The sequence below is a fragment of the Nodosilinea nodulosa PCC 7104 genome (assembly GCF_000309385.1).
Taxonomy (GTDB): domain Bacteria; phylum Cyanobacteriota; class Cyanobacteriia; order Phormidesmidales; family Phormidesmidaceae; genus Nodosilinea; species Nodosilinea nodulosa.
This window is the reverse complement of record NZ_JH976537.1, coordinates 2,799,750-2,823,923: the sequence shown is the minus strand read 5'-3', so window position 1 is coordinate 2,823,923 and position 24,174 is coordinate 2,799,750. Positions and strand designations below refer to the sequence as shown.

The window sequence follows — 24,174 nt, the reverse complement described above, 5'->3', positions numbered from 1 at the left end:
TGGGACTGCCGAGCAGTTGTGGCGAATGATCAACCCACCTATGGTAGTAATTGCCTGGGGCCAGGGAAGGTGCGATCGCCCGGCTCCAGCCGTTTCTGCACTATGCTAAAGCGATGAAATTTGTGCTCTATAGCAAGCCCGGCTGCCACCTGTGCGAAGGGCTGGAGGAAAAACTGGTCGCTGCTGCTCACCTTCCCTTTGAGCTAGAGGTGCGCGACATCACCACCCGTGACGACTGGTTTCAGCGCTATCAGTACGAGATTCCGGTGCTGTGTCAGGTGCTGGTCACCGAGGCCGGAGTCCAGGAAAATCCCCTGCCCCGGCTGTCGCCCCGAGCTTCCCAGGCCAGGGTGGAGCAATTGATACAGACTTATCTGGGTCAGAGTAAGGCAGAATAGGGCAACTTCAGTGATGTGAGGACTTGCTGACATGAAGCTGCGCCAACTGCTTGAGGACCTGCCCACGGGGCTGATCGCCTCTGGATTTACGCTGCCGAGCGAACCAGGCGATGAGCGCGACATCAAGGGGCTGTGCACCAATTCCCACGCCTGCCAGCCGGGGGATATGTTCATTGGCATGCCTGGAACCCGAGTCGACGGCGGCGAATTTTGGCCCAGCGCCCTGGAATCGGGGGCGGCGGCGGCGCTGGTGTCGTGCCAAGCCTTGCAAAACCGTCCGGCTGAAGGCAAGGCCTGGGTGGTGCCGGTGACGGATATGGCCGTCGCCTGCGCGGAGGTGGCGGCGCGGTTCTACAACTATCCAGCTCGGCAGATGGGCCTGGTGGGGGTGACGGGCACCAACGGCAAAACGACGACCACCCACCTGATTGAGCACCTGTTGAATGCGGCAGAGCAGCCCACGGCGCTGTTGGGCACCCTCTACACCCGCTGGCCGGGGCATCAGCAGACGGCTCTCTACACCACGCCCTTTGCGGTCGAGCTCCAGGCCGAGTTGGCCAAAGCACGGGATGCGGCCTGTCGCTACGCGGTGCTGGAAGTTAGCTCCCATGCCCTGGCCCAAAAGCGGGTTTGGGGCTGCCCCTTTGAGGTGGCGGTATTCACTAACCTGACCCAGGACCACCTCGATTACCACCGCGACATGGAAGACTACTTCCAGGCCAAGGCGCTGCTGTTTAGCGAGCAGTATCTGGCGGGTCGGGCCGTGGTGAATATCGACACGCCCTACGGCGATCGCCTCGTCGCCCAGCTTCCTCCCGAGCGGGTGTGGACCTATAGCACCCAAAATCCTGAGGCTGACCTCTACACCGGCGATTTGACCTATCAGGCCAATGGCGTCACCGGAACGCTGAAAACTCCCTCGGGTACGGTGCCCTTTAGCTCGCCGCTGGTGGGGCAGTTTAATCTGGAAAATTTGCTGGCGGCGGTGGGGGCGGCCCTGCATCTGGGCGTTGCTTTGGACATTATTGCAGCGGCGCTGCCCGGCTTTGGTGGGGTGCCGGGCCGCATGGAGCAGGTAAAAGTCTCCGACGCCCAGGACATCAGCGTGATTGTGGACTACGCCCACACCCCAGACAGCCTGAAGAATTCGCTGCTGGCGGCGCGCCCCTTTGTGCCGGGGCGGCTGATCTGCGTGTTTGGCTGCGGCGGCGATCGCGATCGCACCAAGCGCCCTCAGATGGGCCGGATTGCCTACGACCTGGCCGATATCGCCGTCGTTACCTCCGACAACCCCCGCACCGAAGACCCCGAGCAGATCTTGCGGGATGTGGTGGCGGGGATTCCGGCAGAACTAGGGGAGGATCAGGTGGTGTGCGATCGCGCCACCGCCATCCAGTCAGCCATTGCCATGGCCCAGCCGGGGGATGGTATTCTGATTGCGGGCAAAGGCCATGAAGATTATCAGATTCTCGGGACTGAGAAAATTCACTTTGACGATCGCGAGCAAGCCCGCCATTTTCTTAAAAAACGCTATCCAAACTAACTTTTCAACCCTAAAATGACGGCATTGTGTGAATACACGCAACATTCTCGCCGCCATTTTAGGTGGTTAAAGATACGCTAATAGATGCCAGTGCTGATTTCAAAGACATTAGTGCTGGTCTGGCCCCGGCCCGTTGGAGCACCATGCAGTCTTATCAAGAGCAAGAGGTGTCGCTACACCGGCTTCTGCAGCTCAGTGCGGCAACTCCAAACTACATACAGGTTAAACCCAAGGGGTTCAAGGCAATTCTGCAATCGACTGTAGAATTTCTTGAGGCCCACAATGTTCAGGCGCATCTGCTGGTCAAGCTGCCCAATGGCGATGCCTGGAGCGAAGATGTGTCGCGCTATGGTCAGGGGCTGGTGTCGCCCCACCGGGTGTTTCGGTTTTTGCGCGTCGACTCTAACGCCTTTGCACCTGATGCCCTCGCGACGGCCCCTCTAACGACCGCGCCAGGCGCTTCAGAGGTGGTCTTGCCGCTCAGCGTCGGTCCCATCTGGCGGGGGGATTATTTTTTGGTGGCGCAGTCGGAAACCTTTGCGGCTATGGTGGTGGCCCATCGCTTGCAGCCGCTTTCGGCTACGCCCTCGGGCGATAGCCAACGACTCTCCCGGGAGGATCAGCGCGATACCGATGACGAGGAAGCATCGCCCGCCCTAGAAGATGCGGGCACGGCGCGATCGTCCTACCTGTCGGTGTGCTGCTCGGTAAACCCTGATTTGGTGGCTACCGTAGTTAGCGCTATTTGCCACCAGATGGACCACGGAGGCATCGCCGATACCGATGTCAATCTGGCCACCCTAACCCAGCAGTGGTCGCAGGCAAGGTCAACTCAGCCCCTCACCCCGACCTACCTGGGCCTGGTCGATCGGTGGCTCAACTGGCAGCTCAAGCGCCAGGAGCATCTGCGCCAGTCGGCCGCTACCTATCGCCATCAGGCCCTGGGTATAGCGCGGCTGTCCAATCAAAATGAAGTGCTGCTCAACACCCTGCGCCTAAAGGACGACTTTCTCAATACCGTGGGCCAGGAGCTGCGCACTCCCCTCACCACGATTAAAACCGCCCTCACCCTGCTCGATTCGCCCCATCTCAAGCCCCTTCAGCGGCAGCGCTACATGGAGATGATCAGCCACGAGTGCGATCGCCAGAGTGCCCTGATCAGCGGAGTCCTCAACCTGCTGCAAATGGAAACTAGCGTTGGGCAGACGCCGCTTGACTCCCTGAGCCTAGCCGAGACGGTGCCTCCGGTCGTGAGCACCTATCAGCCCCTGGCCGAGGAGAAGGGCATTATGCTGGCCTATACCATTCCCAGACAGTTGCCGGCGGTGACCTGCCCCGCTAGCTGGCTGCGCCAAATTGTTATCCACCTGCTCAACAACAGCCTCAAATACACGCCCAGCGGTGGCCGGGTTTGGGTGACGGCACGCAGCACCCCAGACTACGCCGAAGTTGAAGTGCGCGACACCGGCATCGGCATCTCTGCCGCCGACCTGCCCCATATTTTTGAGCACTTTTACCGGGGGCGCAATTTGCCCTCCGATGAAACCGAGGGCGCCGGGCTGGGGCTGTCGATCGTGCAGCAGCTGCTGCTGTACTGCGGCGGCACCGTGGTGGCCCGCAGCCAGCCTGAGGAAGGAACAGCGATCGCGGTGCGGCTGCCCCTTCACCGCAGATAAACCACCAGAGATAGACCCGATGGTTAGAATGGTTGCTTTGAACGGCGGCTGTCTTTTTGGCATTACCTAACTCTGCTACCCCCGGCGGCTCCGAAGCCAGGCTTGGCCCCATCTATGCTCTGCTGGCTTTTAGTGCCTGGGGGCTGCTGCCCATCTACTGGAAGCAGTTTGGCACGACTTCTGCCGTGGAGGTGCTCAGCCACCGCATGATTTGGTCGGCGGTGTTTTTGGTTGGTATTTTGCTGGTGCAGAGGCGGCTGGGAGAGTTGCTGGCCCTGCTGCGATCGCCTCGCCGGGTGCTGGTGCTGCTGCTCACCGCCAGCTTGCTGAGCTTTAACTGGGGGCTGTACATCTACGGGGTGAACAGCGATCGCGTCGTTGAGGCCAGCCTGGGCTACTACATTAACCCCTTATTTACGGTGCTGCTCGGGTTTGTGTTTCTCAAGGAGCGACTGTACCGGGGGCAGCAGATGGCTGTGGCGCTGGCCGTGGTGGGCGTCGGCTACTTCATTTGGCGACTGGGCACAGTGCCGTGGATTGCCCTGGCCCTGGCCATCTCCTTTGCGTTTTACGGCCTCCTGCGCAAGGTGGTGTCGGTCGCTCCGCTGGTGGGTTTGGCGGTCGAAACTCTTTTAATTACGCCCATCACGCTGCTGTTTGTGAGCTGGCTGGGGTTCACCGGGCAGGGGCACTTTGGGGAAAGTTTATCCACCACGCTGCTATTCATTGGCGCTGGCGTGGCCACCTCCATGCCGCTGCTGTGGTTTAACAATGCCGCCAAACGGCTCAAGCTGGCCACCCTGGGCTTTTTTCAGTACCTGGGTCCGTCCATATCCCTGCTGCTCGGGGTGTTTGTCTACGGCGAACCCTTTACCCCCGTGCATGTTGTTACGTTTGGCTGCATCTGGGCGGCCCTGCTGCTGTACTCGGTCACGGCGCTGCGGACTAGGGCGGGGAGTCTGAAGTAATGTGGGCGAGCTGGATGAGCTCGCCGGGAAGATGAACGATGGCCTTGCTGTTGCGGTTGTGCAGACCACTCAAAAATCGGCTGTTGGCCCTGGTGCAATCGATCCGGTTGGGTCAAGGGCCAGGGGTTTTAACCTTCTGGGGCCAGCAAGGGGCCATCCTACCCACGGATTACATCGGCGACGCAAAGCTCAACAGCCGCGCTCCACAGCCGTGGAGTTGGGGAACCAGCCCTGAGCCAGAGCTGGTTCCCCGGGTGACGTAACCTAGACAGGGTAGACCTGGAGCAGCTGCTGGGCGATGTAGCCATAGCCCAAAACGTGCTGGCTGCACTCGTTCTCAACGGGGCCAATGGAGGCCACCGCGGCGATCGCGTACAGACCAGGCACCAGCTGAGCGGCGTCGGGGGTCGCCTTGTAGGTCAGCGTGTAGTTGAACTCATCCTTTTTGGTCAGATCAGTCACTGCCCACTCAATCTCGGTAGCTCGGCCACCCAGACCTTCGAAGGCAAAATCGACGGTCATGCGAGTGCCCAGACACATCAGCAGAGCGGTCAGCGGCGACTGGTTAAATTCAATGTCAACGCTAACGCAGAACTCTTCGTTGGTGGCGATGATATAGGGAGATTGACCGGGAGCAACGGTCTGGTCTACGGGAAGACCGGCCTTGCCGTAAACTCGCAGGTTAGACAGGTGAAAATATACTGGGCCAAGAATGTTCTTGGAGTAGGTTTCGGTGTCGGTAAACTGCTTTTTAGGCTGAGGGCCAGCAACCTCGGTTTCCACAAGGGCCGCTGCGTTTTCAAGGATTCCTGCACGTTCCATGATAGATTTTCTCCTAATGAGATAGTTTTTTCGTGGGTTGATAAGCTCCTTTTTGGGAATGCAGAGCGTTTGTTTTTTGCCTGCCCTATCAACTGAAACTATCATGTCAGCTGGCTCTGTTAGTTGCCATGACCCCCGTGGGTACTCCTGTAAAATATGCGTTTGGAGAATAAGATTAGTGCCGATTGTATGGCATAAAATCTACTTGAGAAAACCGTTTTAGGCATAGATATAGAGGGCTGTTTAGTTACAAGAATGGGGGGCGAAGCGGCGATCGCTCGCTATACTTTTGTGGCTAAAAAATCTGTGAAGATTAATCCCTTTAGATCGCGTTAAAATAACCTACGGTCTTGGGAAATAGTGCTAGTTGCCTCAGGACCTCCTCCCCCCCGTCCTGAAGTAGGTCACTATGAGCAACCAGTTTTATCCCACCCGATCGTTTATTCGATTTACCGCCAAAAGCCAGCTCACCGCCGATCTGGCCGGACATGCTGTGCCAGTGTACATAGACCGGGGCGGCGCGATCGACTCTACCCTTGAGTTTCAGCCCGCCGACAGTGGCACAGGGGCCTACTGCGATGTGTTTGAGGCCTCGGGCGACTGTTTAGATGAAATGCTGCTACAGCGCATTGTCCAGGCCATGTTTAACCCGAGCCAGCACCCCGAGCTCTACCGCCCTTACCCAACGGCGGCGGCGGCGGCGGCGGTGGAAGCCGAGCTAGCCCAAACTATTGTTGACGTTTATAAGCAAGCTTGCCTAGAGCAGCGCCAGTCTTTGGTGGAGCAATTTAACGCTCTGCTCGATCGCTAGCGCCAATTTTCGCGGCGTTGGCGGGGGTTCATCAGTTCATTTAGCCCTTCGCCCACCAGCGAAAGCCCCGTCACCATCAGCGTCAGGGCCAGCCCCGGAAACAGCGCCGTCCACCAGATGCCCGTGGGTAGCGCGTCGAGGGCCTGGCGAATGTCGGCCCCCCACTCCGGCACCTGCTCGGGCAGACCCAGCCCCAAAAAGCCCAGCCCCCCCAGCACCAGAATGGCGTCGGCGGCGTTGAGGGTAAACAGCACCGGCACGCTTTGAATTACGTTGAGAAACAGGTAGCGGGTCAGCACCGTCCAGGGGTCGGCCCCCATGGCCTGGGCCGCCTCGATGAACAACTCGGTCTTGACGCTGACGGTGTGGTTGCGCACCACCCGGTAGTACTGGGGAATGTAGGCAATACTGAGGGCGATCGCGGCATTTAGCACCCCCCGACCCACCACAAAGGCCAGGGTGACCGAGAGCAGCAGCCCCGGCAGGGTGTAGATGGCATCCATAAAAAACAGCAGGGCGCGATCGAGCCAGCCGCCCAGGTAGCCGCTGACCATGCCCAGGGGCACCCCGATCACCAGGCTGAGCAGCGTGGCCAGCAGCACCACCTGCCAGGCGGCGCGGGTGCCAAACAGGGTGCGCGAAAACACATCGTAGCCCTGGCGGGTGGTGCCAAACCAGTAGTCGCCGCCGGGGGGCTGGTGGACGGGGTTTTGCAGCGCCGTGGTGGGGTCTAGCAGCCAGCCCCAGCTTTGCAGCAGCGGGGCCAGCAGCGCAATCAGAATAAAGGCCAGGGTAATGGCCAGCCCCACCCACATCAGCACGACGGAGACATTGGTGGCAGGCTTGGCGGCAGAACTGCGCAGCAGCGGCGATCGCGGAGTGGTAGCCATGACAGCGCAGGTAATCGACAGGCTCTATTATGCCAGAGCCAGGGCCAAAGACCGGGATTTGGTGGCGATCGCAATTTCCCAGTCACTAGCCGGTTCAGGCATAATGAAGGCATCCCAGAGGACCGCCGCTTCCTGCTCTGCCGGGCGCACTGAAAGCCCAGAAAAAGCTGGCTGTGGTCGGCCTTATCCCCACGCCTGGAGACCCCATGACCGCCACCGACAGCGCCCTTGCCCGGCCCACCCCCGACGTGCTAGATGCCATTGCCTCGGGGGTAAAGATTGAGGGTAAGCAGGTCACGGCGGCGCTGTTAAAGGCAGAACGGCAGACTAAGCAGCTGCGACACCAGTTTTCGCCCGAGGCGCTGCTGGGCACCTGGCGGCTGCGGTTTACCGCTCCCAAAAAGCCCGCCTACAAGGCAGGACAGCCCACGGCAGGCGGCTTTTATGTACCGAGTCTGGCGGCAGCTACGATCAGCTTTAGCCGCGACGACGGCGATCGCTTGACCATTCAAAACCAGCTTCAGGTTGGCCCGGCCCGGCTGCGGTTTACGGGGCCAGCCAAGTTACTGCCCAAGAAAAACCTGCTGGCCTTCGACTTTGTGCGTTTGCAGCTGCTGGTGGGCGACCGGGCTGTGGTCAGCCTGTCCCTGCGCAGCAAATCGGCCAAGGCGGGGGACTTTGCTACGGCATCCGTGGCCAAGCTGCCGTTTTTTTCCTTTTTTGCTGCCCAGGAAAGCTACCTTGCCGCGCGGGGGCGCAGCGGTGGGCTGGCCCTGTGGGCCAGGCAGCCCTAACTCTGCAACAGCTCGCTCACGAGCAGCACCAGGGCAAAGGCCAGCACCCCCATCAGCAGGTTGCCAAACCTGCCCAGGTGGGGTTCTGACAAATCACGGCGAAAATCGCAGTTCAGGCAAACGTATTCGCTTTCGCCATGTCTGACTACGCTGTGGCGGCGGCACTGGGGGCATTCGATCTGAGGATCGTGGGTCTGGTGATAGGGAACAAGCATGGGGTATTCTCTGGGTAGCTGTTTTTTGTATGGTAAACGTAACTCACTCGCGTGTTGTTGCATGCTGCTGCTTACGCGGCAGCTTTAGCTATTTGTGCGAAAAGATCCCCTGATGTGACATCTCCTGGCATTTTTTGAACGGCGGAAACCGATCTAAGCTTTAGACCCAGGGCAAAAACATTTGTCCTGGCTTTGTATATCACCTGAGTATCTTGTGTATAGTGTTCTGGAGCGTTAGATCGCGGTTGAGAACGCAAGGTGCTTTAGGGAAACCGTTATGGTGAGAAAGCTGGTGAGCTATCGATTGGCCGACGACCTGCAGCAGGCGCTCAAAGAGCGGGCCAGCCGTGAGGGCATATCGGCTACGGAGCTGGTCAATCGCCTGCTGCGCCAGGGGCTATTGGCCACAGAGGGCGATACTCTGCCAGAGCGGGTGTCACAGGTAGAGCGAGTTTTGCACCAGTTAGAAAGGCGAACCGCAGGTGCGATCGAAGACGGCAGTGTTGCGACCAGCCGGAGCGGGGGACCAACCCCGGATGCGGCGCCCGAGGCTCTCGCCTCTCGCCTGCTGTCGCTGGAGCAAAAGATCGATGCGTTGACCAACGGTGTAGAGGAGGGGCGTCGGAGTCTGACCCAGCTCTATCGCTCGGTCCATGAGCTGTCGTCGCAAGGGTTGCCAGGGGGCCAGGTTAACCCTCAGCTGTCGATCGCAGAACCCTACCCCGGAGACCGACCTCAGGATGTAGTGCAGATGCCCCTGGCGGCTCTGCGTAAGCTGCTCGGCTCTGACCCAGCCGACTAGGCGAGGCGAACCTCCTGGGAGGCTCGCGGGAGTTATCTCACAGGAGTTAAATTGTGGCAATGCGGCGCATTTTGCTGGATGAGGGGCTGCTGTTAGAGCTACTGTTTGGCCGCCCGCTGCCGATGCACCGGGGCGATCGCCTGTGGGAACTGTTTTTGCAGGGCCGGGTAAAGGGGTACGTGACCGATTTGGCCCTGGCTTTGGTAGGGCGCTACGCGATGCGATCGCACGATGCGATCGCACGATGCGATCGCTACGACCACGGCTCTAAACCAGCTCTGCGGCCTGTTGCACTGCTGCCCCGTAGACCAGGCCATGATGCACACGGCCCAGCGATCGCAGCTGGGGCTGTCCTTTGCGCTCCAGGCCGCTGTAGCGGCTCACCTGGGCCTAGATGGCATCGTCACCCACCGCCCCCTCGACTACGTGACGGGCAGCGGAGACGATGAGGTGCTAGTGTATACCCCCGGCCAGCTGCTGGCAGAATGCGCCCCCGGCTACCTCGATGCCGGTCGCAGCGATCTAGAAACCCAGTATCGAGACGCCGAGATGGCCGATCAGCGCCACTGGCTGGGGCGGCTTGAGTCGGTAGAGGTTTGCTGCGGCCAGACCCAGCCCACCGCCACCGTGCGCCTGCAAACGCCCCTGGGCTACACCTGCCAGGAGACGGCCTTTGGGGTAGGCCCGGTGGATGCGGCCCTGAGGGCACTCAACCTGGCGGTGAATCACTACATTCCGGTGGGCGATGTGGGCATGGTGCACTACCGCTGTCTGGCCACCACGGCAGATTCTCCGGTGTCGGCGGTGGTGCTGCTAGAGCGGCAGGGGCTGCTGTTTCCGGGGCGCGGTTTTCACCTCGACGTGGTGATGGCCTCCATTGAGGCGTATCTGGACGCGCTGGGCTATCTCATCTACTGCGATCGCCTGTAGAAAATACCCAGAAAAAACGGCCGCAAAAAAGGGCCGCAAAAAAGGGCCGCAAAAAAGGGCCACAAAAAAGGGTAGGTTACCCTACCCCCATACGAGATACGTCTTTGAGACAGGCCTGCGGCTAGGCCAGGGTTTCGGGGCAGTAGCCCAACCCCATCACAAACTGACGGCGAAAGGCCTCAATTTCTTCGCGATCGGGCTTGCCGTGGGAGACGATCGCCACCTGGTAGCGGCGCATCACGTCGATGGGCGACTGCCCCGTTTCCAGCCCCCAGAGGGCCATCCGCACCCGAATGCCGGGATCGTAGGCAATGCCTAGCTCGTTCATGTAGGCACGAAAATCTTCGGCATCGGGAACGCCGATGTTGTCATCCATTTTGACCCGAATGACCCATCCATCGATCTGATGAATCACCGTCATGAATTCCAGGGGCAATCTCGGGGTGCCCAGCAGGTGTTCGACTACGCGGAGAGTCAAACTGGCATTGGCGAGATAGTAGGTGTATTCCATCGTTGACCTTTAGACAGGTGCTACAGTTCTTATTGTCTTGGATTAGCCCCTGGGTGGTTAGGGTTAAGTCCCTCTACCTAACCTGGGTGTATCTCCCCAACCTGACTAGGCCATGCGCGATCGTCAAACACTGGCCCCAAACCTGTCTCCAGCGGGCCATGGCCCGTCCACTGAATATTCCCTGGCGGCCTATCAGTATTCTCTCCCGCCAGAAAAAATTGCCCAAACCCCTGTCACGCCTAGGGATGCCTCGCGGCTGATGGTAGTCGATAGCGCCACTACCCACCGCCACCACTACTTTCGCGACCTGCCTACCCTGCTGCGGCCAGGCGATCTGCTTGTGCTCAACGACACCCGCGTCATTCCGGCCCGGCTGCTGGGGCAAAAGCCCAGCGGGGCCGTGGTGGAGGTGTTTTTGCTCGAAGACCGGGGAAACAACCAGTGGCTGGCCCTGGTGCGGCCCGGTCGCCGTCTCAAGCCGGGAGCTACGATCCACTTTGGCCCCAACCCCAATCGGCCCGATCTGGTGGCCGAGGTGCGGTCCACTGACCTCGATACCAATGGCCGCCTGCTTCAGTTTGAACCCCAGGGCAGTGAGTCTCTGTTTGCCCTGATTGAACGACTGGGGGAAGTTCCTCTACCCCCCTACATCACCGATACAACGGCGTCTCCCGACCAGTACCAGACGGTCTATGCCGAGGCTCCTGGGGCGGTGGCGGCCCCGACGGCGGGACTGCACTTCACGCCAGAGCTATTTGAGCGGCTGGATGCGATCGGGGTGGGGCGATCGCGCATTACCCTCCACGTCGGCGTTGGCACCTTTCGCCCGGTGGAAACCGAGAATATTCTCGACCACAAAATGCACGGCGAATGGATTGACGTTTCCCCTGAAACCGTGGAGAAAATCAATGCTACCAAGGCCCAGGGCGGGCGGGTCATTGCCGTGGGCACGACGGTGGTGCGTGCCCTGGAGGGAGCAGCCCAGGGCGGCGAACTGCAACCCTGCCGGGGCAAGGTCAACCTGTTTATTTACCCCGGCTACCAGTACCGGGTGATCGATGGGCTGCTCACCAACTTTCACCTGCCCGGCTCTAGCCTGCTGATGCTGGTCAGCGCCCTGGTGGGTCGAGAGCGCTTGCTGGCGCTGTACGGGGATGCCATCGAGCAAGACTATCGCTTTTATTCCTTCGGCGATGCCATGCTGATTTTGCCTGAGGCGGTGCAGGGGCGTTAGGATTCGCCGTCAATTCAGGTACTACGGCAAAGGCAGCGAGCCCCTAAGTCTTTACCGGTACGACTGTGCGATCGCCTTACCGCCTTCCTCTTTCTAACGGCCTAGGTAAGAGCCCGCTTACCACCGCACTACGTTCAACGGTGAATCTTTGCCTGTTCGAACGTAAATCAGGGCAAGTGTCTAATCGTGGATCGAGCCATCGGGCATGATCGCTCCGGTGAGAATGGTGCCCGTGAGCTTGACCATGGTGCGACCCCCTACGGCCACCTTGGCGCCGCTGAGGTCGGCCCCGCTGAGGTCGGCCCCGCTGAAGTCGGCCCCAATTAAATCGGCTTCGCGAAGATTGGCGTGGCTGAGGTCGGCCTGCAGCAGGTTAGCGCGAAACAGCTTGGCCTTGCTGAGGTTGGCTCGGTTGAGGTTGACCTTGTGCAAAAAGGCATCGCTGAGGTCGGCCCCGCTGAGGTTGGCCTCGCTGAGGTTGCGGCCGGCAAAGTCTTTTTCGCGCAGGTTGGCCCCGTGCATGTCGGTGCCGCTGAGGTCGGGGCTTTGGCGCGATCGGTGGGTGCTGGCTGCTCCGTTGCGGGTGTGGGCGTTGTAGCTGTTGTAGGCGTCGCTGGGGGGCTTGGGACTGGCGGCGGTATGCCCATTGCTGGCGCTAGGGGCAGGGCTAGATGGCCCCTGGGAACTAGCGCCGCCGTTCGAGCTAGTGGATTTGTTGCCCCCTACCCCGGCGGCGGCATCGCGGCGCTGGCGATAGGTTTGTGACTGGCTGGTTCCGTTGCCGCTAGAAGTGTTGCCGCTAGAAGTATCGCCGCTAGAAGCTGTGTCGCTCGAGGAGGTGCTGCTGTCTGTATTGGTACTGCTGCTGCCGTAGTAGCTGCCGCCGTAGGTGCTGCGCTGGTAGCGGTAGTAGCGGTTGTGGTGGGCCGAACGGTTTTCGGCGGCGTCCTGGGTTTGGCGATCGGTGTAGGTGCTGCCGTTGCCCTGGTAGCTAGCGCCTTGGTAGGTGCTGTAAGCCGAGCGATAGCCTGGAGTGCTGGCCCCATAGCTCTGGCTGCTGCGGGTGGAAGCGGGAGCTGTGCGGCTGTGCGATCGCAGCAAGTCCCGCGCCTGGTTCAGTGCCTTAATCTTGTCCTGGGCCTTTTGGTATAAGCGCTCGTTGTCCTGGGGAATGCGATCGGGGTGCCAGACAAACACCAGATCTTTGTAGGCCTGGTTCACCGCCTCAAGCGAGGCACCGGGCTCTAGCTCCAGAATTCGATAGGCGTTGTCTAGCTCTCGCATGTAGAGACAATCTCGCGCTTAGGGTGTTAAGGCCGGTGCTTAACTCATAACATTTTAGGCGGCTTCCCCCCCGAGCGTAAGGCCTGGGCCGTTATCTACCGTTTTGCTTAACGCCTTTGAGCGCAAATCGAGGCCAAATTCCCTGATTCTTCAAGAGAATGGAGGGGATCGGCGCAGCTTAATATACATACATTAAGTTCAGTGGGTCTGGCAGCAAGTCTTGGGCCCCTGGTTAGCAGCAAGGAGGCGACAATGCGCGTACTGGTCATGGGTGGCACCCGGTTTATTGGGGTGTATCTCACCAAGCTATTGATTGAGCAGGGCCACGAGGTGGTGCTGTTTAACCGGGGTAACCGCCCCGCCCCGGTGGAGGGCGTGCCGACGATTGTGGGCGATCGCACCGACCCCAGCAGTCTCAAAACCCAGCTCGCGGGCGAAACCTTCGACGCCATTTTCGACAACAACGGACGCGAGCTGAGCGATACCCAGCCGTTGATTGAAATGTTTGGTAGCAAACTCCAGCATTTTGTCTATGTCAGCTCGGCGGGGGTCTACCTCAAGTCGGACCAGATGCCCCACATCGAAGGCGATGCGGTGGACCCCAAGAGCCGCCACAAGGGCAAGTTTGAAACCGAGGCCTATCTGCAAGCGCAGGGGGTGCCTTTTACCTCGGTGCGCCCGGTTTACATCTACGGGCCGCAGAACTACAACCCCCTGGAGGCCTGGTTCTTTGACCGGGTCGTGCGCGATCGCCCCGTGCCCATTCCCGGCAACGGCATGCACCTGACGCAACTGGGCCATGTGCAAGACCTGGCGGCGGCGATGGCGGCGGTGCTGGGCAATGAAACCGCGATCGGCCAGATCTACAACATCTCCGGCGAGAAGGCGGTCACCTTCGACGGGCTGGCCCGCGCCTGCGCCACGGCGGCAGGCAAAGATCCCGGTAGCCTCCAGATCGTCCACTACGACCCCAAGGCCTTTGATTTCGGCAAGGCTAAGGCGTTCCCGATGCGGGTGCAGCACTTCTTTACGGCGATCGACAAGGCTCAGGCCGAGCTGGGCTGGGCACCCACCTACGACCTGGTCACCGGGCTAAAGGATTCGTTCCAGAACGACTACCTGGCCGCTGGCCACGACAAGGCCGAGGTAGACTTTGCCCTGGATGACAAAATTTTGGCCGCTTAGTCACCGCAAAAACCATATCGCTTCGGTAGGGTGGGCATTGCTCACCTCTTGACCAACAACATAACCTGAAGACCTGCTGTGAGAGGTCTTGAACGCTGTAGGCATGGCTCATTCTGCCTTTGGGTAATAGCCTCTGGGTGATAATGGAGGGGTAGCTATCTGCCGTGCTGTGACCACCAGCAACGATCGCCTCGATCGCATTGAAGCGTTAGTCGAAAAGAGTGCCGCAGCAATTGATAGAAACGCCGCAGCAATCGATAAAAACGCCGCAGCAGTCGACAAGTTAACGGATGAAATTGGACGATTTAACGAGCGGCTAGATACCTACGAAACCGGTATGCGCTGGGTCGTACAGCTGGCCTTTGCTCTGCTGATCTCGGCCACGGTGGCCCTGATTATCAATGCGGCGGCCTTTTTGGTGAAACTGCTGTTGCCAGGCTGAGAGTGGTGATTGGGGCGATCGCATCCCAGCGCCTCACCCAGGTTCTATAGTGGCAAAGTCTCTCCATCGATAGAATCTCTAACCCCAGGTTCAGACAAGGGCGCACGGTTCTGTTTAGGATGAAACTTGGCTCCCGTCGATTCTTTGGCTATTCCCATGGCTGCACGCCCCGATATTCTGTTTCTTGTGCTCGATACTCAGCGGGCCGATCGCCTGTCGTGCTACGGCTACGACAAGCCGACATCGCCAAATCTGGATGCGATCGCAGCCGATGCCACCCGCTTCACCCAGGCGGTTTCAGCCGCGCAGTGGACGGTGCCCTCCCACGCCTCCATGTTCACTGGGCTCTACCCCTCCGAGCACACCATGGTGCAATCGTATTCTGTGTTGCCCAACGATTTGCCTACCCTCGCCGAGCGGCTTGAGGCCAGCGGCTACTACACCGCCGGGTTTTGCAACAATCCCCTGGTCGGCGTCATCAACAACGGGCTGCGGCGCGGGTTTACTAGCTTTCTCAACTACAGCGGTCTGCTCACCTCCCGGCCCAACCAGGCGGGCAACCGCCCGGGCATTGTGGGGCGCTATCGGCAGTGGTTTAAGCGGCAGCTAGCGGGCACTCTCAACCGCATTCAGGATGCTTTTGCGCGATCGGATGCGCTGCTGGCCCTTTCGTTTACGCCGCTGATGGTGCCGCTGTGGCAGACGGCGCTGAGCTTTAAGGGCAACACGCAAAAATCGCTGGAAGACACCGCCAACCTGCTAATCAACCGCTCGGGCGCAGTCGATGACCAGCCCGTCTTTGCCTTCGTAAATTTGATGGGCACCCACATGCCCTACCACCCGCCCCGCCGCTACATCGAGCAGTTTGCCCCCCACGTGCTGGCCGATCGCAAGGCCCAGAGCTTTTTGCAGCGCTTCAATGGTGATGTCTACGGCTGGCTGGCCCCGCTGACCGGTGCCCTAGACGACGAGCAAAAGCAGACCCTCGACGGCATGTACGACGCCGAGGTGGCCTATCAGGATGCGATGCTGGGACAGTTCTTCCAGCGATTGAAGGAATCGGGCCAGCTCGACAATACGCTGGTAATCATCTGCGCCGACCACGGCGAGCACCTGGGCGAAAAGCAGTACATGGGCCACAGCCTCTCAATCTACAACGAGCTGGTGCGAGTACCGCTGATCGTTCGCGACCCGCAGAACCGGCTGGAGCAGGGCACAACGGTCGATGCGGTGGTGTCTACCCGGCGTCTGTTCCACACGGTGCTGGCCGCCGCTGGCATTGCCAATGAGAAGGAGATGGGCCTCGATCTGGTTCACAGCCAGGGCGAATTGAAGGAGCGCGACTATGTGTTTGCCGAGGCGATTCCGCCGCAGAATGTGGTGAACCTGATGCAGAAACGCCAGCCCGAGCTGGTGAAGACCATGGGATGCGATCGCGTCCGCCGCGCCGTATGGATGGGCCAGCACAAGCTAATCGAAACCGAAGGCTCCGTGGCCGAACTCTATGACGTGCTCGAAGACCCCACCGAAGCCCTCGATCTCAGCGCCATCCTGCCCGAAAATGTGGAAGCTCTGCAGGACTGCCTGCAAGCCTTTGCCGATCGCTCCGATCAGCACCTGGCCCAGGCCGCCCTCACCCGCGCCACCGACTACGATGATCCCGAAGTCCGCCGCCGCCTCGAAGAACTGGGCTACCTGGAGGATTAATCTATGATGGGTAATCAGGGGGTGAGCAAGTGAGAATGAACGATGTACCTTGCTATCCCTTCTTCAGGGGAAACTCATTATGACTGTTCAAGACTTGCTTCGGGAGGCAACTCAGCTATCCCTCAAAGAACAGATTCAGCTTGCAACTCAACTGCTCAAGCTCGTTGATCAGCAGCTAGAAGACTCTTTGGTACCGGAATCTGAAGCAACCAACCTTGATAACGAAGAGGGTAGTATTAGCTACCTATTAACTCATCCAGTTCCGGTGAGCAGCTTTCAGCCTCTGAGCCGAGATCAGATCTATGACCGATGCTGATCGCTGCTTTGTCGATTCGAATATCTGGATCTACGCTGCTACTCAATCCCAAGATGTACCTCTCGATCCTCGTCATGACGCTGCTAGAACTCTGATAAATCAAATTAGGCCTCATCTCTCCGTACAGGTTATCAACGAAGTATCCGTTAACCTGATGCGTAAATTTAAATTTACTGAGGTTGCAATTCAGTCTCTGATCAGATCGTTTTATAGAAAATACGCTGTCTGTCCAATGGATGAGGCGATTCTTTTGAAAGCATCCGATGTTAGGCAGCGCTATAACCTATCATTTTGGGATTCCATGATTATTAGCACCGCTATTCAGTACCAATGCTCTGTTCTCTACACCGAAGATATGGGACATGGCTTGGTCATCCACGATGTATTAACCATTGTCAACCCGTTTAACGAACTAGGTCAGTAACCTCTCTTCCCATCTACTCAATACCTCATCTGCCCACCCATGTATCCCCCCGTCTCCCCAATCATCTTTGAACTCGGCCCCTTTGCCCTGCGCTGGTACGGGCTGCTGATGCTGACGGCGATTTTGACGGCGGCGACGGTGGCGGGTCGCTACGTGAAACGCCAGGGCGAAGACCCCGACAACCTCTGGGACATGCTGTTCTGGATTTTGATTCCGGGGTTTATCGGGGCACGGCTGTACTACGTGTTCATTCAGTCGCCGCGCGGGCCGGAGGGGCTGGGCTATTACCTCGATCATCCCGGTAAGATTTTGCAGATCTGGGGCGGCGGTATCCACATTTTTGGCGGGTTTATCTTTGGCGCGATCGCACTCTTCATCTTTAGCCGCGTTCGCAAGCTCAATCCTCTGCCCTACCTTGATGGCATTGCTCTGGGCCTGCCCTTAGCCCAGGCCATTGGCCGCTGGGGCAATTTCATTAACCAGGAGCTCTACGGCCCGCCCACCACCCTGCCCTGGGGCCTGCGCATCGATGACCAGCACCGCATTGCTCCCTACAACGACCTGGCTCAGTATCCCGATTCCACCCGGTTCCACCCGCTGTTTCTCTACGAGTCGCTGTGGAATTTCCTCGGCTTTGTGGTGCTGTTTTGGATTTCGCGCAAGTTTGAAAAGCGACTCAAACCAGGGGATTTGGCTCTGGGGTATTTAATCTGGTATCCACTGGGGCGCTTTTTTATCGAGTTTTTGCGGACGGATTCGTGGTTTTTCCCCGGTACGCCGTTTAACCTGGTGCATATTTTGTCGGCGGTGGCGATCGCGATCGCTGCTTTCACCCTCTACCGTCGCCACCGTCGCACAGCCGTCTAAATCTGCGCATCCAACTCTTCTAAAGCCTGGGACGTCCCTACCTGCCACGATCGCATCACGGTAGTCGCAATCCATTTCGCCAGAGGCAGACCGGCAAACGTGGGGCTGTCTTCAACGGCAGTGTAGCGGTCTTGTTGCAAGACGTAGATAGTCAGCTTGCCGTTGGCAAAAATCCATAGTTCAGGCACACCAATGGCTAGGTAGGCATCCAAAGTCGTCTTTGACATCACATCGGTTTCGATTGCTAAATCCGGTGGCGGATCGCCCGGTTCTAAACGACGGCGACCCATCATTTGTTGGTAATTAGCAATGTAAAAGCAAGCATCAGGCTCTACCCCAGCCACTCCAGGCTCACGAAACGTTGTCGAGCCAAAGGGTTCATAACGGCGACCAGAGGCTTTGAGCAGAGTCTTGACAATGTCGCCAATGATTTCCTTGGGCTTTTCGTGCTCCGGCAGTGGAACCATGAGTTCTAGGGTTTGCTCAAAGTAAGTAGCCCGCACAGCCCGATGGTTGCCCAGCTCTTCGAGAATGGTCTCAAACTCATTCCAGCTCACGTTTGGAATCGTTAGCAGGCTGCCGGGAGCTAGCTGTAGCTGGCTGATAGGCTTGGTGACCAATGCAGCAGGGGTCATAGCACTGAGCAGGTTAGATATGCCTTCATCATATCGCGCCAGTTTTGTCAGCCCTGTTAATGGCGTCGCTTCGCTCACCCCCTTCCCTCGCAATCCCCTAGGTTGGCGTTTCCTCACCTCAGTTTCCCAGACCGTTCCGCGATCGCTACAATGGGAGAATTGAGTATTTGTCGAGTTCAAAGGGGTTTAAGTTCCTAGGGTCGCGAGTACTTTAGGACCCTTGACCTTGACCCTTTCGTTAAAGAAGTGAGCTATGCCACTGCCTATTGTTGCGGTTATCGGACGCCCGAATGTGGGCAAATCTACCCTGGTGAACCGCCTGGCCGGGGCCCAGGATGCGATTGTCTACGACCAGCCGGGGGTGACGCGCGATCGCACCTATCAGCCTGCCTTTTGGCGCGATCGCGACTATCTGGTAGTCGACACCGGCGGTCTGGTTTTTGACGACGACACCGAATTTTTGCCCTATATTCGCGAACAGGCCCAGCTGGCGCTGACCGAAGCCAGTGCGGCTGTATTTGTAGTAGACGGCAAAACCGGCCCTACCGAATCCGATCGCGAAATCGCCTCCTGGCTCCGGCAGCAGTCCGTACCTATTGTGCTCGCGGTCAACAAGTGCGAATCCCTTGATCACGGCCTGGTGCAGGCGGCTCAGTTTTGGGAGCTAGGGCTGGGTGAGCCCTACGCCGTGTCGGGCATCCACGGCAGCGGCACGGGAGAACTGCTCGATGCCCTGGTGGAGTTTTTGCCCGAAACCGTCGAAGAAGCCGCCGAGGAAGAAATCAAAGTTGCCATCGTCGGGCGACCTAACGTGGGCAAGTCAAGCCTGCTCAATGCCTTTGTGGGCGAAACCCGCGCCATTGTCAGCCCGATTTCGGGCACCACCCGTGATGCGATCGACATGCGGGTGCAGCACGGCGACCAGATCTACCGCCTGATCGATACCGCCGGCATTCGCAAGAAAAAAAGCGTGGAGTACGGGCCAGAGTTTTTTGGTATTAACCGCGCCTTTAAGGCCATTCGCCGCGCCGATGTGGTGCTGCTGGTGATCGACGCCCTCGACGGCGTCACCGAGCAAGACCAAAAGCTGGCGGGCCGCATTGAAGAAGACGGTCGCGCCTGCATCATCGTCGTCAACAAGTGGGACGCCGTCGAAAAAGACAGCCACACCATCTACGACTTTGACCACCAAATTTCCGCCCGGCTCAATTTTTTGGATTGGGCCAAGCGCATCTTCGTCAGCGCCAAGACTGGCCAGCGGGTGCCCAAAATTCTGGAGCTGGTGGATCAGGCCGTCGAGCAGCACCGGCGCCGGGTCAGCACCTCAGTGGTCAACGAAGTGCTGGAGGACGCGGTCAAGTGGCACACGCCGCCCACCACCCGCCAGGGCCGCCAGGGCCGCATCTACTACGGCACCCAGGTCACGGTGAGGCCCCCCTCCTTCACCTTATTTGTGAATGATCCCCACCTGCTCAAAGACAACTACCGCCGCTATGTGGAGCGGCAGTTTCGCGAGAACCTGGGCTTTGAGGGCACGCCGATTCGCATCTTTTGGCGGGGCAAGGCGATGCGCGACCTGGAGCGCAACAACCCCAACCGGGCGACGAAGGTGAAGTGATATTTTGGATTTGCGATTTTGGATTTTAGATGAGTTGGGTGAAAGCCGCTAAAACCCATAGCTCATGAGCCTTGCCCTCTAGCGATATAGCTGTCGGCTAAAATCGCAAATCCAAAATCCAAAATTGGCAACGGTAGTCAAAACCCAACCCCCAACTCCATGGATCTCCTCCGCTCTCTCCCCATTGGCCTTTACCTGGAGCAGCCGGTTACCTGGCTGCACCGGCTCGACCCTAGGGTCAAAATGGCGTGGCTGATGAGCATTTTGGTGACGCCCATTCTGGCCAATGCCTACTGGCGGTTTGGGCTAGTGGCGCTGCTGGTGTTGCTGACGCTGGTGGCGCGCATTCCCTTTCGGGTGTGGCGACAGCAGATGGGCTGGCTGGTGCTGCTGAGCGCCCTGGTGATGGGGCTGACCTTTGTCATGCCCGACGGGCTTCAGGTAGCGCAGACGCCGCGCCTGCCGACCCCAGCGGCGATGGCGACTCTAGAGAATCCGCCGGAGGAATTGCCGGAGCTGCCTCAGCCGACCTCCTATCGCTATGTGGTATTTGACTGGGGGCCAGTTACAGTGACGCGGCGATCGCTTGAACTGGGCATTCGCATTGGCACCCTGCTGTTTACGCTCATCTATGGCACCAATCTTTACCTGCTCACCACCGCCCCCGAAGAAATTACCCTGGCCTTAGAGACGCTGATGGCCCCGCTGCGGTGGCTGCGCCTGCCTGTAACCGAGATTGCCCTGACGGTGACGCTCTCGCTGCGGTTTATTCCTCTGGTGCTGGAGGAGGTGCAGAACCTGGTGCGATCGGTGCAGACCCGCGCCATCAACTGGAAAAAACTGGGCTTTCGCGGCTCGGCCCAGGTGTGGCTGGCGGTGATGGAGCGGCTGCTGCAAAACCTGCTGCTGCGGGCCGAGCAAATCTCGGCGGCGATGGAGGTGCGCGGCTTTACCAGCCCCAACGAGCACCAGGTGCGCTGGTACCAGCTGGCGCTGCGGAGCTGGGATTGGTTTGCGCTTGGGTTGCTGGCGGTATTTTTGTGGGCGCGCTGGGTGTGGGGAGGCGAGGCTTGACTCAGCGGCAGTGGTGGGTGCGATCGCAGCCCCTGGGACACCGCACCGGCACCGATATCTTTCAAGCCCTCTACGGCGACCTGCTGCGGCAGCCCCCCACCGCTAGAACCCTGGTGGCCCTGCTGGAGAGTCCTTACCCGCTGCCGGTGGCGGCCCAGCCCCACGCCGTTCACAGCCGTTACTCCATCTGCGCCGGGCCGCCCCGTCAGCTAGGCGATCGTCCACAGGTGTGGACGCCAGCGGTGGGGAGCATTTTGCCCATGCTGACGCAGCGGCTGGCGGAGGGCAAGCAGCTCCAGCTTTTGGGGCTAGAGGCAGACGAAGCCGAGCAGACGCTGCCCTTTACGGGGGGCTGGCTGGGCTGGCTAGGCTACGATCTGGCCTGGGAAATCGAGCGGCTGCCCACCCTCAGGGCCGATTCCCTGCCCTTCCCCATTGCCCTGTGGTATGAGCCAGCCACCTTTGCCGTGCTCGACCACCAGGCCCAGCGGCTGTGGCTGGCGGCACCTGCGGAGGGCGGCCTTGACAGGATGGAAAAGCAGCTCAGCTTGCCGCCCAGGGAAGAGGCCTACATTTCTCCAATAGCGGGCGATCCCCGCGCTGTGGCCCTGGGTATGACAGCAGCGGAATACCAGCAGGCGGTGCGGCAGGTCAAGCGGCATATTCGGGCGGGGGATGTGTTTCAGGTTAACCTTTCCCTGCGATTTTCGGCAGTCGCCACGGCCCATAGCTGGGCGCTGTACCGCAGGCTCCAGCGCATTAACCCGTCTCCCTTTGCCTGCTACTGGCGTACCCCTTGGGGCGATGTGATCAGCTGCTCCCCCGAGCGACTGGTGAAGCTGCAGAATGACACGGCCCAAACCCGTCCCATCGCCGGGACTCGTCCTCGGGGATCGACCCCCGAGCAGGATGTAGCACTGGCCCAAGCTCTGCTGAATAACCCCAAGGAGAGGGCCGAGCACATTATGCTGGTGGATCTGGAGCGCAACGATTTGGGCCGGGTGTGCCAGTGGGGTACCGTGCGGGTAGATGAGCTGCTGACGGTGGAGTACTACAGCCACGTGATGCACCTGGTCAGCAATGTCGTGGGTCAGCTCCAGGGCAATTCTCCTGCGGGGAGGCTGCGCCAACGTACCCCTGTAGACCTGATTCGCGCCGTCTTTCCCGGCGGCACCATTACCGGCTGCCCCAAGGTGCGCTGCATGGAGATTATTGAAACCCTGGAGCCGGTGCGCCGCAGCTTGTTCTACGGCTCCTGTGGCTACCTCGACCGCCGGGGGCATCTGGATCTCAATATTTTGATCCGCACGCTGCTGCTTGGGCATACTGATGGCTTAGCTACGGCATCTACGGTATGGGGGCAGGTCGGGGCAGGCATCGTGGCTGACAGCGACCCCCAGCGAGAGTGGCAAGAGTCATTGCAAAAGGCGAGGGCACAACTGTTGGCGCTAGGGCTGGATTAATTCAGCAATAAATCGCAATAAACGGTAGCCCTCCCCCCTGGATGCATGCACAATGCACGCCAGGTTCTAGAATGCATGTGGCGAATTGAACAGACAGAGCAATCATCCTGGCATACAGAAGAGCCTCTTCCATACTTGAATGAGCACAGAAACCTATCTCAATCATCCGAATTTCGGCCTGCTCTTCAGAGTGTGCATAGTAGACGACGGTCAAGAGCTGTTTGCCACCCTATACGCCCAGCGGCTGTTTTTTCTAGTCACCCATTCCCCCACCGAAGGTCTGGTGTTTCAGCCGCTGGGCCGCAGCAGCGCCCGCCTAATGCTTGAAAGTCGCCTGCGTATTTTGCGGCGGGCAGGCCAGCAGGCGGACTATGATCGACTACAGCACACCTACAAGCAGACCTTTCAATGACCGCTGCCTCTGGCCCCCTGCCCGAGACCTTCGAGAGCATTCGCCGCGCTATTCCCCCCTCGGTTACGCTGATTGCGGTCACTAAGTTTCTGCCCGTGGACACCATTCGGGCTGCCTACGGGCGAGGGGTGCGGCATTTTGGCGAAAGCCGGGTGCAGGAGGCGATCGCGAAACAGGCCGACCTCACCGATCTGCCCGACATTACCTGGCATTTGATTGGCCATCTGCAAACCAATAAGGCCCGCAAAGCCGTTGAGCACTTCGACTGGATTCACTCCGTAGACAGCCTTAAGCTGGCCCAACGCCTGGATCAGGCCGCTCAGGATCTGAGCAAAGCGCCCCGGTGCTGCCTCCAGGTCAAACTGGTGCCCGATCCGCCCAAGTCTGGAATCGACGCGGCGGCGCTAGAGCCCCTATTGCCCCAGTTCGATCAGCTGGCCTATCTCAAACTCTGTGGCCTCATGACCATTCCCCCCCAGGGGGCTAGCGACAGTACGATCCGAGAGGTTTTTGGCGGTGCCAAGACCCTGGCCGAAACCATCAATCGGGCTAACTTTAGCCGCCTGCATATTGACCAGCTTTCCATGGGCATGTCGGGGGATTATCGAGAGGCCATTGCCTGTGGAGCTACTCTGGTGCGGCTGGGTACGGCGCTGTTTGGTCCGCGACCTCCAGCACCTTGATCTCGGCCAGCGTGAAACCGAGCAATTTTTGCCTGAGTTGCTAACTGAAACCGGGCGCTTGGGCGCTGGCGAGGCAACGGATTGGGGCGATCGCAGCCAGTGCTTGATCCCAAATCTCTCCCCAAACAGAATCTAGATATTGGGGGCAAAATCTAGCCCTACCCAAAAAAAAGTTTTAACTAATTGTGAATCAGCTATTCCTTTTTTTGATTTCGTGTATACTGTGGTCTCAATATTCTGTGTACAGGGTATTAACGCAAAGCCCTAAACCTGCCGTAGCTCAGTGAGATGCGTGTCACTCCGGTGTTCGATTTACCACTGGGTTTTGAATGTAGGTTTAGACCGTCAGGCGCTTTCCCAGAGGGCCTGACTCCCCCATAACCCCAGGCTCACCCGATTAATTTGTCGTGCAGCCGTTGCAAATGGAAATTTGGCGCTATCATGGCCCTCGGATAACCGGAGCATGACGC

Annotated in this window: 27 protein-coding genes; 20 read left to right on the top strand and 7 right to left on the bottom strand. The window is 59.1% G+C overall.

Going from position 1 to position 24,174, the window contains the following annotated elements:
• Window positions 1-113: 113 nt before the first annotated feature.
• The 4 genes from LEPTO7104_RS0113160 (at window position 114) to rarD (ending at window position 4,585) form a co-directional block, all read left to right on the top strand.
• Window positions 114-398, top strand: coding sequence for a glutaredoxin family protein (locus tag LEPTO7104_RS0113160; RefSeq protein WP_017299046.1), 285 nt, complete (start codon window positions 114-116; stop codon window positions 396-398).
• A 31-nt stretch (window positions 399-429) separates the two neighbouring features.
• Window positions 430-1,941, top strand: a complete 1,512-nt coding sequence (locus tag LEPTO7104_RS0113155) for a UDP-N-acetylmuramoyl-L-alanyl-D-glutamate--2,6-diaminopimelate ligase (protein ID WP_017299045.1) — start codon at window positions 430-432, stop codon at window positions 1,939-1,941.
• Between the two features lie 143 nt (window positions 1,942-2,084).
• On the top strand, window positions 2,085-3,617 hold the full coding sequence (locus LEPTO7104_RS0113150; RefSeq protein WP_017299044.1) for an ATP-binding protein: 1,533 nt from the start codon (window positions 2,085-2,087) through the stop codon (window positions 3,615-3,617).
• 56 nt (window positions 3,618-3,673) lie between these two features.
• Window positions 3,674-4,585 (top strand): EamA family transporter RarD, encoded by a 912-nt coding sequence (gene rarD / locus LEPTO7104_RS0113145; protein WP_017299043.1) that lies wholly within the window; start codon window positions 3,674-3,676, stop codon window positions 4,583-4,585.
• 264 nt (window positions 4,586-4,849) lie between these two features.
• On the opposite strand, the gene LEPTO7104_RS0113140 is transcribed toward rarD, so the two are convergent.
• Complete coding sequence (locus tag LEPTO7104_RS0113140; RefSeq protein ID WP_225886976.1) at window positions 4,850-5,407, bottom strand: hypothetical protein; 558 nt, start codon at window positions 5,405-5,407, stop codon at window positions 4,850-4,852.
• 409 nt (window positions 5,408-5,816) lie between these two features.
• Between LEPTO7104_RS0113140 and LEPTO7104_RS0113135 the strand changes: the two genes are divergently transcribed.
• Complete coding sequence (locus LEPTO7104_RS0113135; RefSeq protein ID WP_017299041.1) at window positions 5,817-6,218, top strand: hypothetical protein; 402 nt, start codon at window positions 5,817-5,819, stop codon at window positions 6,216-6,218.
• Here LEPTO7104_RS0113135 and LEPTO7104_RS0113130 read toward each other — a convergent pair.
• On the bottom strand, window positions 6,215-7,108 hold the full coding sequence (locus LEPTO7104_RS0113130; RefSeq protein ID WP_017299040.1) for an ABC transporter permease: 894 nt from the start codon (window positions 7,106-7,108) through the stop codon (window positions 6,215-6,217). The two genes, LEPTO7104_RS0113135 and LEPTO7104_RS0113130, sit on opposite strands and share 4 nt — an antisense overlap.
• A 206-nt stretch (window positions 7,109-7,314) precedes the next feature.
• On the opposite strand from LEPTO7104_RS0113130, the gene LEPTO7104_RS0113120 reads away from it, so the two are divergent.
• Window positions 7,315-7,902 (top strand): hypothetical protein, encoded by a 588-nt coding sequence (locus LEPTO7104_RS0113120; RefSeq protein ID WP_017299038.1) that lies wholly within the window; start codon window positions 7,315-7,317, stop codon window positions 7,900-7,902.
• Here LEPTO7104_RS0113120 and LEPTO7104_RS0113115 read toward each other — a convergent pair.
• The gene (locus tag LEPTO7104_RS0113115) at window positions 7,899-8,117 is read right to left on the bottom strand and encodes a hypothetical protein (protein ID WP_017299037.1); all 219 of its coding nucleotides are present in this window, start codon (window positions 8,115-8,117) and stop codon (window positions 7,899-7,901) included. The two genes, LEPTO7104_RS0113120 and LEPTO7104_RS0113115, sit on opposite strands and share 4 nt — an antisense overlap.
• A 277-nt stretch (window positions 8,118-8,394) precedes the next feature.
• Here LEPTO7104_RS0113115 and LEPTO7104_RS0113110 point away from each other — a divergent pair, with 277 nt between their 5' ends.
• Window positions 8,395-8,919, top strand: a complete 525-nt coding sequence (locus tag LEPTO7104_RS0113110) for a hypothetical protein (RefSeq protein WP_017299036.1) — start codon at window positions 8,395-8,397, stop codon at window positions 8,917-8,919.
• Between the two features lie 98 nt (window positions 8,920-9,017).
• Here the strand turns inward: LEPTO7104_RS0113110 and LEPTO7104_RS40075 are convergent, their stop codons facing one another.
• Window positions 9,018-9,236, bottom strand: coding sequence for a hypothetical protein (locus tag LEPTO7104_RS40075; RefSeq protein ID WP_196358110.1), 219 nt, complete (start codon window positions 9,234-9,236; stop codon window positions 9,018-9,020).
• Between LEPTO7104_RS40075 and LEPTO7104_RS0113105 the strand changes: the two genes are divergently transcribed.
• A complete protein-coding gene (locus LEPTO7104_RS0113105; RefSeq protein ID WP_196358109.1) occupies window positions 9,235-9,849 on the top strand; it encodes an alpha-isopropylmalate synthase regulatory domain-containing protein in 615 nt (204 codons plus the stop codon). The two genes, LEPTO7104_RS40075 and LEPTO7104_RS0113105, sit on opposite strands and share 2 nt — an antisense overlap.
• Before the next feature lie 121 nt (window positions 9,850-9,970).
• Here the strand turns inward: LEPTO7104_RS0113105 and LEPTO7104_RS0113100 are convergent, their stop codons facing one another.
• Window positions 9,971-10,360 carry a hypothetical protein gene (locus LEPTO7104_RS0113100; RefSeq protein ID WP_017299034.1) on the bottom strand — a complete coding sequence of 130 codons (390 nt, stop codon included), beginning with the start codon at window positions 10,358-10,360 and terminating at the stop codon, window positions 9,971-9,973.
• 112 nt (window positions 10,361-10,472) lie between these two features.
• On the opposite strand from LEPTO7104_RS0113100, the gene queA reads away from it, so the two are divergent.
• Window positions 10,473-11,594, top strand: coding sequence for a tRNA preQ1(34) S-adenosylmethionine ribosyltransferase-isomerase QueA (gene queA, locus LEPTO7104_RS0113095; protein WP_017299033.1), 1,122 nt, complete (start codon window positions 10,473-10,475; stop codon window positions 11,592-11,594).
• Between the two features lie 180 nt (window positions 11,595-11,774).
• On the opposite strand, the gene LEPTO7104_RS38240 is transcribed toward queA, so the two are convergent.
• Window positions 11,775-12,878 carry a pentapeptide repeat-containing protein gene (locus LEPTO7104_RS38240; protein ID WP_017299032.1) on the bottom strand — a complete coding sequence of 368 codons (1,104 nt, stop codon included), beginning with the start codon at window positions 12,876-12,878 and terminating at the stop codon, window positions 11,775-11,777.
• 252 nt (window positions 12,879-13,130) lie between these two features.
• On the opposite strand from LEPTO7104_RS38240, the gene LEPTO7104_RS0113085 reads away from it, so the two are divergent.
• From LEPTO7104_RS0113085 to lgt, 6 genes are all read left to right on the top strand, one after another.
• Complete coding sequence (locus LEPTO7104_RS0113085; RefSeq protein ID WP_017299031.1) at window positions 13,131-14,063, top strand: NAD-dependent epimerase/dehydratase family protein; 933 nt, start codon at window positions 13,131-13,133, stop codon at window positions 14,061-14,063.
• 169 nt (window positions 14,064-14,232) lie between these two features.
• Entirely contained in the window at window positions 14,233-14,505 is a 273-nt protein-coding gene (locus LEPTO7104_RS33730; protein ID WP_017299030.1) for a ssr2422 family thylakoid membrane protein, read from the top strand.
• Window positions 14,506-14,661: 156 nt separating this feature from the next.
• A complete protein-coding gene (locus LEPTO7104_RS0113075) occupies window positions 14,662-16,212 on the top strand; it encodes a sulfatase (RefSeq protein WP_017299029.1) in 1,551 nt (516 codons plus the stop codon).
• 79 nt (window positions 16,213-16,291) lie between these two features.
• Window positions 16,292-16,528: a hypothetical protein gene (locus tag LEPTO7104_RS0113070; RefSeq protein WP_017299028.1), complete on the top strand. Its 237-nt coding sequence runs from the start codon at window positions 16,292-16,294 to the stop codon at window positions 16,526-16,528.
• On the top strand, window positions 16,515-16,952 hold the full coding sequence (locus LEPTO7104_RS0113065; RefSeq protein ID WP_017299027.1) for a PIN domain-containing protein: 438 nt from the start codon (window positions 16,515-16,517) through the stop codon (window positions 16,950-16,952). The genes LEPTO7104_RS0113070 and LEPTO7104_RS0113065 overlap by 14 nt, the downstream gene beginning before the upstream one ends.
• A gap of 39 nt (window positions 16,953-16,991) precedes the next feature.
• Complete coding sequence (lgt, locus tag LEPTO7104_RS0113060) at window positions 16,992-17,819, top strand: prolipoprotein diacylglyceryl transferase (RefSeq protein ID WP_017299026.1); 828 nt, start codon at window positions 16,992-16,994, stop codon at window positions 17,817-17,819.
• Here lgt and LEPTO7104_RS0113055 read toward each other — a convergent pair.
• Window positions 17,816-18,454 (bottom strand): Uma2 family endonuclease, encoded by a 639-nt coding sequence (locus tag LEPTO7104_RS0113055; RefSeq protein ID WP_017299025.1) that lies wholly within the window; start codon window positions 18,452-18,454, stop codon window positions 17,816-17,818. The genes lgt and LEPTO7104_RS0113055 overlap by 4 nt on opposite strands.
• Before the next feature lie 253 nt (window positions 18,455-18,707).
• Between LEPTO7104_RS0113055 and der the strand changes: the two genes are divergently transcribed.
• From der to LEPTO7104_RS0113030, 5 genes are all read left to right on the top strand, one after another.
• Window positions 18,708-20,072 (top strand): ribosome biogenesis GTPase Der, encoded by a 1,365-nt coding sequence (gene der / locus LEPTO7104_RS0113050; RefSeq protein WP_017299024.1) that lies wholly within the window; start codon window positions 18,708-18,710, stop codon window positions 20,070-20,072.
• Window positions 20,073-20,231: 159 nt separating this feature from the next.
• Window positions 20,232-21,146, top strand: a complete 915-nt coding sequence (locus tag LEPTO7104_RS0113045; RefSeq protein ID WP_017299023.1) for an energy-coupling factor transporter transmembrane component T family protein — start codon at window positions 20,232-20,234, stop codon at window positions 21,144-21,146.
• Window positions 21,113-22,609 (top strand): anthranilate synthase component I, encoded by a 1,497-nt coding sequence (locus LEPTO7104_RS0113040; RefSeq protein ID WP_422879823.1) that lies wholly within the window; start codon window positions 21,113-21,115, stop codon window positions 22,607-22,609. The genes LEPTO7104_RS0113045 and LEPTO7104_RS0113040 overlap by 34 nt, the downstream gene beginning before the upstream one ends.
• Window positions 22,610-22,748: 139 nt before the next feature.
• Window positions 22,749-23,021 (top strand): transcriptional coactivator PipX, encoded by a 273-nt coding sequence (gene pipX, locus LEPTO7104_RS0113035; protein WP_017299021.1) that lies wholly within the window; start codon window positions 22,749-22,751, stop codon window positions 23,019-23,021.
• Window positions 23,018-23,704, top strand: a complete 687-nt coding sequence (locus LEPTO7104_RS0113030; protein WP_017299020.1) for a YggS family pyridoxal phosphate-dependent enzyme — start codon at window positions 23,018-23,020, stop codon at window positions 23,702-23,704. The genes pipX and LEPTO7104_RS0113030 overlap by 4 nt, the downstream gene beginning before the upstream one ends.
• The last annotated feature ends 470 nt before the right edge of the window (window positions 23,705-24,174 follow it).

Coding starts and splice junctions, on each gene's coding strand:
- LEPTO7104_RS0113155 (WP_017299045.1), top strand. CDS start 430: ATGAAGCTGCGCCAACTGCTTGAGGACCTGCCCACGGGGCTGATCGCC.
- LEPTO7104_RS0113110 (WP_017299036.1), top strand. CDS start 8,395: ATGGTGAGAAAGCTGGTGAGCTATCGATTGGCCGACGACCTGCAGCAG.
- LEPTO7104_RS0113120 (WP_017299038.1), top strand. CDS start 7,315: ATGACCGCCACCGACAGCGCCCTTGCCCGGCCCACCCCCGACGTGCTA.
- LEPTO7104_RS38240 (WP_017299032.1), bottom strand. CDS start 12,878: ATGCGAGAGCTAGACAACGCCTATCGAATTCTGGAGCTAGAGCCCGGT.
- LEPTO7104_RS0113150 (WP_017299044.1), top strand. CDS start 2,085: ATGCAGTCTTATCAAGAGCAAGAGGTGTCGCTACACCGGCTTCTGCAG.
- LEPTO7104_RS0113115 (WP_017299037.1), bottom strand. CDS start 8,117: ATGCTTGTTCCCTATCACCAGACCCACGATCCTCAGATCGAATGCCCC.
- LEPTO7104_RS0113140 (WP_225886976.1), bottom strand. CDS start 5,407: ATGGAACGTGCAGGAATCCTTGAAAACGCAGCGGCCCTTGTGGAAACC.
- LEPTO7104_RS0113030 (WP_017299020.1), top strand. CDS start 23,018: ATGACCGCTGCCTCTGGCCCCCTGCCCGAGACCTTCGAGAGCATTCGC.
- LEPTO7104_RS0113055 (WP_017299025.1), bottom strand. CDS start 18,454: ATGACCCCTGCTGCATTGGTCACCAAGCCTATCAGCCAGCTACAGCTA.
- LEPTO7104_RS0113105 (WP_196358109.1), top strand. CDS start 9,235: ATGATGCACACGGCCCAGCGATCGCAGCTGGGGCTGTCCTTTGCGCTC.
- LEPTO7104_RS0113130 (WP_017299040.1), bottom strand. CDS start 7,108: ATGGCTACCACTCCGCGATCGCCGCTGCTGCGCAGTTCTGCCGCCAAG.
- LEPTO7104_RS0113085 (WP_017299031.1), top strand. CDS start 13,131: ATGCGCGTACTGGTCATGGGTGGCACCCGGTTTATTGGGGTGTATCTC.
- LEPTO7104_RS0113135 (WP_017299041.1), top strand. CDS start 5,817: ATGAGCAACCAGTTTTATCCCACCCGATCGTTTATTCGATTTACCGCC.
- LEPTO7104_RS0113065 (WP_017299027.1), top strand. CDS start 16,515: ATGACCGATGCTGATCGCTGCTTTGTCGATTCGAATATCTGGATCTAC.
- LEPTO7104_RS0113075 (WP_017299029.1), top strand. CDS start 14,662: ATGGCTGCACGCCCCGATATTCTGTTTCTTGTGCTCGATACTCAGCGG.
- der (WP_017299024.1), top strand. CDS start 18,708: ATGCCACTGCCTATTGTTGCGGTTATCGGACGCCCGAATGTGGGCAAA.
- queA (WP_017299033.1), top strand. CDS start 10,473: ATGCGCGATCGTCAAACACTGGCCCCAAACCTGTCTCCAGCGGGCCAT.
- LEPTO7104_RS0113045 (WP_017299023.1), top strand. CDS start 20,232: ATGGATCTCCTCCGCTCTCTCCCCATTGGCCTTTACCTGGAGCAGCCG.
- LEPTO7104_RS0113100 (WP_017299034.1), bottom strand. CDS start 10,360: ATGGAATACACCTACTATCTCGCCAATGCCAGTTTGACTCTCCGCGTA.
- LEPTO7104_RS40075 (WP_196358110.1), bottom strand. CDS start 9,236: ATGGCCTGGTCTACGGGGCAGCAGTGCAACAGGCCGCAGAGCTGGTTT.
- LEPTO7104_RS0113160 (WP_017299046.1), top strand. CDS start 114: ATGAAATTTGTGCTCTATAGCAAGCCCGGCTGCCACCTGTGCGAAGGG.
- LEPTO7104_RS0113070 (WP_017299028.1), top strand. CDS start 16,292: ATGACTGTTCAAGACTTGCTTCGGGAGGCAACTCAGCTATCCCTCAAA.
- lgt (WP_017299026.1), top strand. CDS start 16,992: ATGTATCCCCCCGTCTCCCCAATCATCTTTGAACTCGGCCCCTTTGCC.
- pipX (WP_017299021.1), top strand. CDS start 22,749: ATGAGCACAGAAACCTATCTCAATCATCCGAATTTCGGCCTGCTCTTC.